Below are 12,686 nucleotides of genomic sequence, written 5' to 3' on the forward strand. Positions count from 1 at the left end.
GTTCTCTTATTGTTACAAAGCTGTAGATGAACATTAGTTCATCTATGGCTTTTTTGCATGCATTCCACCAATCTGTTCACATGGAAAGGGAAGTTTTTGGCGGTTATATTTTTAATTGATTATGCCTCGCAGGCAGAAAGGATGGTAGCATCATGAAAATTAGGGAGAATGTAGCATGGTGAATACACTTAACAAAAATCATCCGCGGACCGGAAATACAGCATTTAATGGTATTATGTATGACTCATCTTAGTGGGAGCCAATTTTATTCAAAACTACACAATAGGAATAGATTCTTATACGAAGGGGTGAGGCCAGTGCCCAAAACAGAGAAACGCTCCATGTCATGGCTGCTGCGTTATTTAAAACCGGTCAAAGGTCGGCTGGCATTTCTTTTGATCATGTTGCTGACGTCCACGGGACTGCAGCTTCTGAACCCACAGATTATCAAACGATTTATCGATACAGCCGCAAGTGGTGGAATTATTGCAGATCTGATCCAACTCGCCGGATTATTTCTGGTGGTTGCTGTAGTCAATCAATTGATCACGGTAGCGGTGAGTTATTTCGGCAATGATGTTGCCTGGAGGGCAACGAATCAACTGCGGGGAGATCTCCTGAAGCATTGCCTGCGTCTGGATATGCGGTTTCATAATGTGAAGACACCTGGAGAGATGATTGAACGGGTGGATGGGGATGTAACGAGTATCTCCAACTTCTTCGCGATGTTCATTGTACAGGTGGTGGGCAGCTTTGTATTGCTTGCCGGAATTCTCGGATTTATGTTCAGTGTAAACGTACCGATTGCAACGGTCATGACTGTATTTACACTGTTATCCATTCTGTTTATGGTGTTCATTCGTAATCTGGGAGTAAACTCCTCCAAGAATGAGCGGGAAGCGAGTGCTTCCCTGTTTGGATTGATCGAAGAGCGCATCGCAGGGATTGAAGATGTTCAAGCCAACGGACATGTCCCGTATGTGATGAATCGCTTTTATCGTACCATGCGCATTGTATTTCAAAGAGGCAGGAAAGCCTGGCTGCTTCGGGTCATTCCATGGAATACGACGGTCGTCCTGTTTGCTCTTGCCGTAACTGCCGTACTTATGCTCGGCGTTCATTACTATATGCAAGGTGTAATCAGTGTCGGAACGCTATTTCTTATTTACCAGTATACTCAGATGTTGAATGATCCGATAGAGATGCTGGGAGATCAGGTTCAGGAGTTCCAGAAGGCGAAATCAGGAATGCTTCGTTCCAGAGAATTGTTGTCTTTGCGCAGTGAGATCGAAGACGGAGGAGAGGATCAACTGCCAGAAGGGCCCCTTGGTCTCGAATTCAAGCAGGTGAACTTCAGTTATAACGAGGACAAACCTGTATTACGGAATATTAACTTTGCCATTAAGCCAGGTGAACGGCTTGGGATCATCGGTCGTACGGGTAGCGGCAAGTCCAGTCTCAGTCGTGTTCTTCTGCGTCTGTATAATCTGGATAGCGGAACGATTCGTGTTGGTGGCAAGGATATTACAGAGCTTACCTTGCCTGCGCTCTATCGCAGGGTGGGTATGGTGACGCAGGATGTACAGCTGTTTGACGGTACGCTGCGAGACAATTTAACGCTTTTTAACCGAGGTGTATCGGACGAGATCATCCAAGAAACAACGGATCGACTCGGTCTGAGTCAGTGGATTGATTCACAGCCTGCAGGCCTGGATACTCATCTGAAGGCAGGGGGTTCCTCATTGTCAGCGGGTGAAGCTCAATTATTTGCATTGACTCGTGTATTCCTGACTGAACCAAGTCTGGTCATTCTGGATGAGCCTTCTTCGCGCTTGGATGCAGCAACCGAAAGTATGCTTCAGTCTGCTATCGATCAACTGATGAAACAGTGTACAGGAATCATCATTGCACACCGACTTGCTACTCTGGATAAGGTGGATCGAATTATGGTGTTGGGTGATGGTAAAGTGCTGGAATTCGGAGCAAGGGAAGAACTTGCCAGCGATCCGGCTTCACATTATGCCAGACTGCTGATTACAGGCCGAGAGGAGGAATTGGCATGACGGTAACCGGATTTGTAGGTCGTTTGTTTCGATTCAGGCCCTTTCTATTTTTGATGAACGGCTTGTTATGGTGTATATTTCATTCTTTACCGCTTGCTATGGGAATCGGAATGCAGTGGTTCTTTGATCGGGCGACCGTGGGTTCCAGTGATTATATGTGGCTCGCCGTACCACTCATCTTCATTGCCTTGGTGAGAATGGCACGGGTAGGTACATTCTTTGTTGCCTTCTTCGAGTGGGTTACGTATTTGTATCATATCCAGGCTATTTTGCGTACCAATATGCTCGCGGGAATTATGCGCTGGCCGGGACGTAATCTGCCTGCTTCACCGGGAGAGGCGATGAGTCGATTCCGCGATGATGTGGATGAGGTGGTCGAGTACGTGGAATCCTGGGTGGACTTCTGGGGAAGGCTCGTGTTTGCGGTGGTCTCCATCACTATCATGGCGAATATTAACTGGAAGATCACGCTGGTTGCTGTTCTGCCACTGGTCGTGGTGACCTTGCTCAACAACTTTTCCGGTAACCGTGCACGCAGATATGCCCAGAAAAATAGGGAGGCGACAGGGCGAATTACGAGTTTCATCGCTGAGACTTTCGGTGCTGTTCAAGCACTGAAGCTGGGTCAGGCAGAAGAACATGTCTCTTCGCGGTTTAATCAGCTGAATGAAGAACGTCGTCAGGCTGCACTCCGTGATAATCTGTTCAAACAGTGGATGAGATCACTAAATCAGCATGTTCTCAGCATCTGTACAGGACTGATACTCCTGATGTGTGCCGCTGAGATGAAAGCTGGACATTTCACCGTAGGTAATTTTGCCTTGTTCACAAGTTATCTGGCTAACATTGGATTCAGTATTTCTTTATTTGGATATATGGTGTTTCAACATAAACGGCTGAAAGTATCCTTTGACCGCATGCGAACCTTGTTTCGTCCTGGGGAGGAAGACCAGATCATGGATTTCAGAGAGATCTATCTGTATGAAGATCCGCCTGAGCTAACCAATGAACAGAGAGATCCTAAGGAAAAGTTGAGAGAGCTTGAGATAAGCAATCTGACGTACCAGTATCCTGATTCCGCAAATGGGATACAAGACATCAGCCTCCGCGTGAAGCGGGGCCAATTTCTTGTCATTACGGGACGAATAGGGTCTGGTAAATCGACCTTGGTACGAACACTTCTGGGATTGCTGCCCAAGCAAGAGGGTGAGATTCGCTGGAATGGAAAAGATGTCGATCCGGCTACGTTCCTAATGCCACCACGAGCAGCTTATACGCCGCAAGTACCCCGGCTGTTCAGTGATACGTTGAAAGAAAATATTGTACAGGGAAAACAAGGGAGTATAGAGAACTCTCTGGAAAGAGCAATTCGCTTGGCGGTTATGGATAAAGACATTCAAAATCTGGATAAAGGTCTTGAAACGTCCGTAGGTCCAAGAGGTGTCATGCTGTCAGGCGGTCAGATTCAGCGTGCAGCAACAGGACGCATGCTGATGACAGAAGCAGACTTGTATATCTTTGATGATCTGTCCAGTGCGCTGGATGTGGAAACAGAGCAGCACGTATGGGAAGGGCTGTTCCAAGAGCCAGATGTCACATGCATTGCAGTTTCTCACCGCAGAGCAGCACTTGCCAAGGCAGATCATATCATCGTAATGAAGGATGGACGAATTGAGGCCGAGGGTACCTTAACGGACTTGCTTGCCACTAATGAAGAGATGCAACTGCTGTGGCAGGGCGAGCAATCACCGGTTAAAGTGGGATAGGGTAAGATATACGATATATAACAAAATGAAAAAAATCCGTACAGACAACTCTTTGCGAAAGAGTTAAATCTGTACGGCTTTTATTATTACACAATCGGTTAACCTTTATTTAATCATTTGTGAGATCAGAGAATACGCAATGATGACCAGGAAAATGATCGTGATGTGGTTAATGGAGAAAATAAACATACGATGTGACCACTTCTTGGTTTCTTTTCGATCAAAAGTAGCCACACTAAGAATGAGCCATGCCAAGCTAACCAGAAATGCGACAATGGCAACAAAAGGACTCATCGGCCAAAATAGAAAGCTGGAGAACAGTAACAGCACCAGATATACATTGGTTTGTATATATGTCCGTCGAATTCCTTTAACTACAGGAAGCATAGGAACGCCAGCAGCTTTGTATTCATCGAATCTCCGAATGGCAATACCATAGAAGTGAGGCATTTGCCACAAGAGCATCGTAACGACCAGTGCCCAGATCTCAAAATGACCTAGCTCCGGGGAAATGGCTGCCCAACCAATGAGTGGGGGTACAGCGCCTGAAAGGCTTCCTACTTCCGTATTGTAAATCGTTGTGCGTTTGGTCCACATGGTGTAAGGGAACACGTAGAGCAACAGTCCCAAAATACCAAATACGGCAGCTGAAGGGGAAGCGATGTACAGCATAATGCCCCCGATAACCGTTATTGCAATACCGAGAATTAGGCCTGACTTCGTATCTACCCGTCCTGTTACGGTTGGACGCTTCTTCGTGCGTTCCATGATCGCATCGATATCCCGATCATACAAATTGTTAAACACCCCGGCCGCCCCGATGATCAGGGAAGAACCAATGAAGGAAAGGATAATTGGTACAATATTAGCTAAAAATGATGCATCAAATACGTATAAAGCCAAACTTAACCCGGCAAACATGGCAATCAAATTGGATTTGATAATTCCGATCTTGATCGTATCGAAGAAAACTTTCGGAATCGAGCTAGTGTACTCCAGGCTGATTTCGGGCCGTGACCCTTTATTTAGTGTTTTCAAGAACTCACTTCCTATATCTATACTTATATATCTCGTGATTTCATTATAGCATTCATTACAGTATGTGAATTAATTAACGATTTAGTATTTAAAATAATGTCATTTGATTGTGAACAATTTAAAAACAAGGTTTTTTTCAATTGTTAAAAATGATTTTATGTGATACAGGTCATAGAATCTAATCAGGAGTGATGATGACAAGAAAAGAATATTTTTCTTGCAATATGAGTTCTATTTGTATATTGTAGATATAAGAGGTCTTTAATAGTTTAGAAGAAGTGGATAGATGAGAAGGATGGACCTATTTTTTTGAAGTAATAAAAGATATTAAGTGTCTGGAAAGGGTGTTAAAGATGGAACAACAGATGGATGTATTGATTATAGGTGGAGGACCTGCGGGTCTGAATGCAGCTCTTGTACTAGGCAGAGCTCGCAAGCAGGTTGTGGTCATCGATGATGAGCGCCCACGTAATTGGGTCACGCGTGAAACACACGGTTTTCTGACGAGAGACGGTGCCAGTCCACGTGAATTTCGAAAGGTTGCGAAGGAACAGATTAGCGTTTACCCATCGGTTCATTTTGTAGGGGACACCGTGACCTCTGTGACCGGAACCGATGGTGATTTTCAAGTTACAACGGCGCAGGGAGAGGGCTATCGTACGAAAAAAGTTTTGTTCACCGTAGGAAAAAAAGACCTCCCGCTGGATATAAACGGGTTGCCAGAGGTATATGGCAAGAGTGCTTTTGTCTGCCCTTATTGCGACGGATGGGAATTGAGGGATCAAACGTTGGTCATTATTATTAATGGAGCCAAGGCGTTACATATGGCCAAAACGATCTCTGGCTGGACAAGCCAATTTACCATTTGCACAAATGGACCTGATGAATTAACGGATGAGCAACGGATTGAATTGAAGCAGCATGATGTTCCGGTATTGGACTCTCCAATTCGATCCATTGAATCGAGCAATGGGATGGTGAAGCAGGTTGTGTTGGAGGATGGTACAGAAATTCCGTGCACGGGGATTTTCTTTGGACCAAAGCTGGGTCCCGGATCGGAGCTTCCGCAGAAGATGGGTTGTGAGGTGACAGATGCGGGGACAGTTGTGGTAGACGATTACGGCAAAACGACTGTGCCTGGCGTGTTCAGTGCTGGAGATGCCGCTTCAGAGATGTATCAGGCCATTACTGCGGCATCTCTTGGAGCATTAACCGCTGTAAGTATCAATAGTGAATTAAATTTGGAAGCATGGGATAAGCAAGTAAACATTAAATAAAGTCAAAAGAAAAAGAGATCAAAAAGAGCCACTGGCTCATGAAGTAGGGGATTGCACAAGCAATTCCCTATTTGTGTATTTTCTCAAGCGTAACGTTGAATAGTTCAAATTAAACAGCTCAAATGGAAATTATTAGACGAGCGAAAATTTGATTTTCAATTCAATGTGGTTTATCATTATATCAAATGATAGTTTAATCTATCATAAATACAATGCTTAAAGGAGAGGTCACTTATGATTGACAGCAGAACAGCGACTAAACAAGCAAAGCTTCATGCCATTTTAGATGCTGCAACAGAGCTTCTGGTTGTGAAACCTACAGCCTCCTTGAATGATATAGCCGAAGAAGCAGGAGTTGGAATAGCCACATTGCATCGTTATATCGATAGCAGAGATCATCTGATGTCACAATTGGGATTTCGCGCAATTGCGGTGGTGAGTGAAACGATGAGTCGTATTCAACTTGATGAGGAGCATGTGGAGGCGTATATTCCCCAGTTAATTGAAGAGTTAATTCCTCTTGGTGACAAGATCTACTTTCTCTCTCACGAAACGGCTCTTAATGACAATGAAGAACTAGTGAAAGCGGAGCAGAAAGTACTGGAGCCAATTAAACATGCCATTCAGCTGTTACAACAGCAAGGTAAATTCAGGCAGGATCTGAGTAGTGACTGGATTTTCGGCGTGTTGTATTCCTTACTTTTTCATACATGGCAACAGGTTCAACGAGGGTATGTCGCCAGACATTCAGCCGCCAAACTGCTGATGGATACCTTATTCCTTGGCGTACAGAGGAGAGGTGCTCATGATGAGTGATGCAACAGCCATTCCACAGCCGAGAACGTATGGACCACTTGGAAATCTGCCCCTGATTGATAAAGAGAAGCCAACGCTTTCCCTCGGAGTACTTGCCGAACAGCATGGGCCCATATATCGCCTTACCGCTCCCGGTTATTCCGGTTTAATCGTATCTGGACCAGACCTTGTCGCTGAGTTATGTGATGTGTCCCGTTTTGACAAATTTGTATACAATGAACTCGAAAGCGTACGTGCCTTTGGAGGCGATGGTTTATTTACGAGCAGAACATCGGAGCCGAATTGGAAAAAGGCCCATAACATTCTGCTTCCCACCTTCAGCAAGCAGGCCATGAAAGGATATCATCCCATGATGGTCGATATTGCCGAGCAATTGATCAACAAGTGGTCACGTCTCAATTCCAACGATACGATTGATGTTGCGGACGATATGACACGCCTTACGTTGGATACCATTGGACTTTGTGGATTCAATTATCGATTTAACAGCTTTTACAGACAGGATCACAGTCCTTTTATTGAAAGTATGGTTCGGGCATTGAATGAAGCCATGCAAAAGAGCTCGCGTTTGAAAATTCAAAATCTGCTGATGGTCAGAACCAAACGACAGTTCCAAGAGGATATTCAGACGATGTTCTCTCTGGTAGACCAGATTATTGAGGAACGTAAAGCGAGTTCAGAACCTGGAGAGGTGGACTTGCTCGCACGTATGCTGAATGGCAAAGATCCAGAAACCGGAGAAACGCTGGATGATGAGAACATCCGTTATCAGATTATTACTTTTCTCATTGCCGGACATGAAACGACGAGCGGTTTGTTATCTTTTGCCCTGTATTTTTTACTGAAAAATCCGGAATCGCTTCAAAAGGCGTATAACGAGGTAGATCAGATCATGGTCAGTGACTCACCACAGTACGAGGAGATTCTTCAGCTTCCTTATATTCGCATGATCCTCAGTGAATCGCTCCGTCTGTGGCCAACCGCTCCGGGATTTGACGTTTCTGCCAAAGAAGACACCATCATAGGTGGTAAATATCCCTTGAAAAAAGGGGAGAGTTGCAGTATTCTTTTGCCTCAGCTTCACCGTGATAAAGAGGCCTGGGGAGAGGATGCGGAACTTTTCCGTCCGGAGCGATTTGAAGATACAACGAAAGTGCCTCATCACGCTTATAAACCTTTTGGCAATGGGGAGAGAGCATGTATCGGCATGCAGTTTGCTTTATATGAAGCTACCCTTGTGCTTGGCATGGTCCTTAAACATTTTGAGCTGATCGATTATAGCAACTATGAGCTGGATGTGAAACAGACGTTAACGTTGAAGCCGGGAGACTTCCGAATACAGGTGAAAGCGCGCGCGGTTTCGCAAACGATCAACAAGGCTACTGTATATACAGAAGAGAAATCCAATCCTGTTGTTGATAAAAACATAGAAAGCTTCAGCCATATGAGAGAGGCCCTGGCCGTTGAAGGAGAGGCTAACCCATCGCTCCTGGTGTTATATGGTTCCAACTTGGGAACGGCAGAAGGCATTGCCAGAGAGATTGTGGAGAAAGCCCGTTCGTATGGAATCCAAAGTGAAGCAGCATCTCTGAATGAGCGGATTGGCCGATTACCCCAACAGGGTGTCGTTCTTATTATCACAGCTTCGTATAACGGTAAACCACCGCAAAATGCTACTGCATTTGTAGATTGGTTAGAGGGAGCAGAGTTAGAGGAAGTACGGGATGTGACCTATGCCGTTCTGGGCTGCGGAGATCGGAGTTGGTCCGGGACGTATCAGAGCATTCCTCGATTTATGGATGAGAAGCTTGCGACTTTGGGAGGGAAAAGACTGTTATCCCGTGGTGAAGCCGATGCCGGAGGCGATATGGAGAAGCAGGTCGAGGAGTGGCAGCGTATGTTATGGCCTCAAGTGTTGAATGCTTTGGGGCTCCGTGAGGAAGCGGTCAAGCCAATGATACCAAGCACACTTCAAATGAAGTTTGTCCACGAGAAAGTGGATATGCCGCTTGCACGAACCTATGATGCCAACTATGCCACGGTTGTGATGAATAAAGAGCTTCAGGCGTCGGAAAGTGGGAGAAGCACACGTCACATCGAGGTGTTACTGCCTGAAGGCGTGAGTTACAAAGAAGGGGATCATCTCGGCGTATTGCCTAGAAATCAGGTGGAGAACGTGGATCGGATACTAAGTCGATTCGGACTAAGCGGAGACGTTCAAATCCAATTAACTTCGAACGTGACACATCTTACGCACCTTCCTCTGAACCGTCCCGTCAAGGTACATGAGTTGCTCAGTTACTGTGTTGAATTACAGGCGCCTGTTACAAGAACGCAATTGCAGGCGTTAGCTAATCATACGGTATGCCCACCTCACAAGCGTGAACTGGAGGGCATGTTGGAAGAAAACAGCTACAGGGATCATATTCTTACAAATAGAATCACCATGTTGGAACTGTTAGAAAAGTATGAGGCGTGTGAACTGCCATTCGAAAGGTTCCTTGAACTATTGCCTCCACTCAAGCCCAGATATTATTCAATCTCCAGCTCTCCAAGCCTGAATTCCGAGCAGGCGAGTATAACGGTATCTGTTGTGAGAGAGCCTGCATGGAGTGGCAAAGGCGAATATCTGGGTGTTGCTTCATCGTACCTGGCCGGTTGTTCATCGGGAGAACGTATTCTGATGTTTATAAGCACGCCTGAATCCGGATTTCACTTTTCGGAAGAGGCTGATGTTCCCATGATCATGGTAGGACCCGGGACGGGAGTTGCACCGTTCAGAGGTTTCCTCCAGGCAAGAGCTGCCATGAAACAGAGAGGTTTGCCACTTAGTGAAGCGCATTTGTTCTTTGGGTGCAGGAATGATTCGGATTTCATATATCGTCAAGAGCTTGAACAATACGAACAAGAAGGAATGGTTAAGCTTCACACTGCTTTTTCTCGTGCTGAGGGCAAGCCCAAAATGTATGTGCAGCATCTGATGAAAGAGCATTCCAAACAGCTGCTTCACATGCTTGCTAACAAAGGAAGAATCTATGTATGCGGGGATGGAAGTCAGATGGCTCCTGCGGTGGAAGAGACTTTGCAGCAAGCGTATCAGCAGGCGCATGGAGCAACGATCAAGCAAGCGAAAGACTGGATCATTCAGCTTCAGGCTGAGGGGCGCTACGTACAGGATGTATGGGCAGGCAAGCGAACGGTTGAATCGGCTAAAGTCATGCATTGAGGACTATTAATCAATTCATAATGGAATAATGCTACTCATCCAAAAGCAGCCGTTCGATCTGGAGTTTCACATCCAAATCGGCTGCTGCTTTGGTTTGGATTTTTGTTACTCCTATATTGGTGGCGTTTACATCAAAATTCCTCTAATAAAATGATTGACAGTGCTTTTCTGAACGGTTTTAATTATATAGACCGATTGTTATAATTATTTGAAGGAAGTGGCTTTGTTGAGTGAAAAGTCTAATGCTAGAGAGTTAATTGTCAGCACAGCAGCCAGACTATTTTTTTCACAAGGATATCATGCGACCGGTCTGAATCAGATCATTAAGGAGAGTAGTACGCCAAAAGGCTCGTTATATCATTATTTCCCACATGGCAAGGAAGAGCTCGCGCATGAGTGTATACAAAAAGCCAATGAACATATCCTGCACAAGTTTGAGGATACATTTGCAGCTCATGACAATACGGCAGACGGCATTCAGCGATTCATATACGATATGGCTCATGAAACGGAGGCAGCTGGTTTTACCGGATTCCTGCCATTCAGCTTCTGGGCAGCCGTGGAGACATCCTGTATCAGCCAACAGTTGCGGGTCGCCTGTCAGGGTGTATTTGCAGATTGGCAGCAAATCATTACCAAACATCTGATTCTGGATGGTATTGATGAAGGGAAGGCGCGTGAGACATCGCTTCTGGTCATCTCCTTGATGGAGGGAGCACTGATTATCAGCCTGACGAATCAGGATAAACAGCCTCTGCTGACGGCTGCTGATTATTTGTCAGTTGTGGCGAAGAATGCAAGACATTATCAATAGTTATACCACAATAGGTTGTATCAAGAGAGAGAAACAGTTTGATTAGTTTGAGGAGGATGGGATCGTGGATGTTTCCATGAAGACTGATTCTGTACAGGATCAGCAAGAAATAAAACAGTATAAGGTATTTCCGATTTTATTTGCAATGCTGCTGAGCGGTTTTATTGGATTGTTCGGTGAAACAGCATTGAATGTGGCTTTGACGCCACTTATGGGCTTGCTGGAGGTTGGACCCACAACCATTCAATGGTTAACGACAGGGTATTTGCTTGTTTTGGGTATTTTGGTGCCGGTTTCCGGTATGTTGTTACAATGGTTTACGACAAGACAGTTGTTCACCACTTCTTTGATTTTCTCGATTGCAGGAACGTTTGTTGCTGCGATTGCACCGAGCTTTGAAATTCTGTTGGTGGCACGGGTATTACAAGCTGTAGGTACGGCTCTGTTATTGCCACTGATGTTTAACACGATATTGGTTATTTTCCCGATTGAAAAACGTGGTGCTGCCATGGGACTGATCGGTCTGGTTATCATGTTCGCGCCAGCAAGTGGTCCGAGTATTTCCGGTTTGATTCTTGCTAATCTGAGCTGGCACTGGATCTTCTGGACTTCCTTGCCGTTCTTCATTATTTCATTGGTATGCGGTCTATTGTTTTTACCCAATATTTCAAAATTGACCAAGCCCAAAATTGATGTCCTGTCCATTATCCTTTCCACCCTTGGATTTGGTGGGATCGTATACGGATTCAGTAGTGCAGGTGGACATGGAGAAACTGGCGGAGGCTGGACAAGTCCAATCGTTGTTGCTACCTTGGTTATTGGTGTCTTGTCCTTGCTGTTATTCAGCATCCGTCAGTTGAGAATGAAACAACCGATGATGGATCTGCGGGCGTTCAGATATCCAATGTTTACGATTGGCTTGATCCTGATCTTCCTCTGTATGATGATGTTGTTGTCTTCTATGCTGATCCTGCCGATGTATCTGCAACAAGGGATGAAGGTTACGGCGTTGACTGCTGGCTTGGTTTTGCTGCCGGGCAGCCTGCTCAATGGATTTTTGTCTCCGGTGATGGGACGATTGTTTGACAAATTCGGTCCGAAGTGGCTTGTAATTATTGGTCTTACTATTGTGACTGTTTCACTCTTCATGTACACAGGAATCACTCCGACAACGACCCTGGGCAAGATTATTACACTGCATGTGTTCATGATGATCGGGATTTCAATGATCATGATGCCTGCACAAACCAACGGTTTGAATCAACTGCCTCCTGCATTTTATCCTCACGGAACGGCGATTATGAATACGTTGCAGCAGGTATCTGGAGCTATTGGTACAGCGGTTGCGGTAAGTATTCTGAGTGCAGGACAGACTCGCTTCTTGAGCGGTGTGACGAACCCAGAGAGTCCAGAGAATCAGTTAGCAGGTTTCACATCCGGTGTACAAGGTGCATTTATTTTCGCACTGGTTCTTGCTGTGATTGGTCTGATCACTTCACTGTTTTTGAAAAGAGTTAAGGTTGGCGCACAGCAGGAAAAACAAGGTTCCATGCATTAATTTAATATAGGTAAAATGAAGAACGATGTGCTCTCACTGAAACGAGAGCACATCGTTTTTTTGGTGTCTTGGCGTGAAACGGGTTTTATCCTGTAGAGCACAGTTAGATCTATTCCCTGGAATAGTTC

8 protein-coding genes are annotated in these 12,686 nt (G+C 45.3%); 7 read left to right on the plus strand and 1 reads right to left on the minus strand.

Annotated elements, in window-relative coordinates:
* The first annotated feature begins 317 nt into the window (after positions 1 to 317).
* The gene (locus ACR32F_RS13900; protein ID WP_440119253.1) at positions 318 to 2,063 is read left to right on the plus strand and encodes an ABC transporter ATP-binding protein; all 1,746 of its coding nucleotides are present in this window, start codon (positions 318 to 320) and stop codon (positions 2,061 to 2,063) included.
* Positions 2,060 to 3,829, plus strand: a complete 1,770-nt coding sequence (locus tag ACR32F_RS13905) for an ABC transporter ATP-binding protein (protein ID WP_440119254.1) — start codon at positions 2,060 to 2,062, stop codon at positions 3,827 to 3,829. Before ACR32F_RS13900 ends, ACR32F_RS13905 begins: the two co-directional genes overlap by 4 nt.
* 105 nt (positions 3,830 to 3,934) lie before the next feature.
* Here the strand turns inward: ACR32F_RS13905 and cyoE are convergent, their stop codons facing one another.
* Positions 3,935 to 4,810: a heme o synthase gene (cyoE, locus tag ACR32F_RS13910; RefSeq protein ID WP_440119843.1), complete on the minus strand. Its 876-nt coding sequence runs from the start codon at positions 4,808 to 4,810 to the stop codon at positions 3,935 to 3,937.
* Positions 4,811 to 5,220: 410 nt separating this feature from the next.
* Here cyoE and ACR32F_RS13915 point away from each other — a divergent pair, with 410 nt between their 5' ends.
* The 5 genes from ACR32F_RS13915 to ACR32F_RS13935 all read left to right on the plus strand — a co-directional run bounded on the left by ACR32F_RS13915 (position 5,221) and on the right by ACR32F_RS13935 (position 12,558).
* The gene (locus tag ACR32F_RS13915) at positions 5,221 to 6,144 is read left to right on the plus strand and encodes an NAD(P)/FAD-dependent oxidoreductase (RefSeq protein WP_440119255.1); all 924 of its coding nucleotides are present in this window, start codon (positions 5,221 to 5,223) and stop codon (positions 6,142 to 6,144) included.
* Positions 6,145 to 6,378: 234 nt separating this feature from the next.
* The gene (locus ACR32F_RS13920; RefSeq protein ID WP_440119256.1) at positions 6,379 to 6,960 is read left to right on the plus strand and encodes a TetR/AcrR family transcriptional regulator; all 582 of its coding nucleotides are present in this window, start codon (positions 6,379 to 6,381) and stop codon (positions 6,958 to 6,960) included.
* Entirely contained in the window at positions 6,953 to 10,186 is a 3,234-nt protein-coding gene (locus ACR32F_RS13925; RefSeq protein WP_440119844.1) for a bifunctional cytochrome P450/NADPH--P450 reductase, read from the plus strand. The genes ACR32F_RS13920 and ACR32F_RS13925 overlap by 8 nt, the downstream gene beginning before the upstream one ends.
* A gap of 226 nt (positions 10,187 to 10,412) precedes the next feature.
* The gene (locus ACR32F_RS13930; protein WP_440119257.1) at positions 10,413 to 11,000 is read left to right on the plus strand and encodes a TetR/AcrR family transcriptional regulator; all 588 of its coding nucleotides are present in this window, start codon (positions 10,413 to 10,415) and stop codon (positions 10,998 to 11,000) included.
* A gap of 76 nt (positions 11,001 to 11,076) precedes the next feature.
* The gene (locus tag ACR32F_RS13935) at positions 11,077 to 12,558 is read left to right on the plus strand and encodes a DHA2 family efflux MFS transporter permease subunit (protein ID WP_440119846.1); all 1,482 of its coding nucleotides are present in this window, start codon (positions 11,077 to 11,079) and stop codon (positions 12,556 to 12,558) included.
* Positions 12,559 to 12,686: the final 128 nt, after the last annotated feature.

It is taken from the genome of Paenibacillus hebaui (genome assembly GCF_051934385.1).
Lineage (GTDB): Bacteria > Bacillota > Bacilli > Paenibacillales > Paenibacillaceae > Paenibacillus.

Coding starts and splice junctions, on each gene's coding strand:
- ACR32F_RS13905 (WP_440119254.1), top strand. CDS start 2,060: ATGACGGTAACCGGATTTGTAGGTCGTTTGTTTCGATTCAGGCCCTTT.
- ACR32F_RS13915 (WP_440119255.1), top strand. CDS start 5,221: ATGGAACAACAGATGGATGTATTGATTATAGGTGGAGGACCTGCGGGT.
- ACR32F_RS13920 (WP_440119256.1), top strand. CDS start 6,379: ATGATTGACAGCAGAACAGCGACTAAACAAGCAAAGCTTCATGCCATT.
- ACR32F_RS13925 (WP_440119844.1), top strand. CDS start 6,953: ATGAGTGATGCAACAGCCATTCCACAGCCGAGAACGTATGGACCACTT.
- ACR32F_RS13935 (WP_440119846.1), top strand. CDS start 11,077: ATGAAGACTGATTCTGTACAGGATCAGCAAGAAATAAAACAGTATAAG.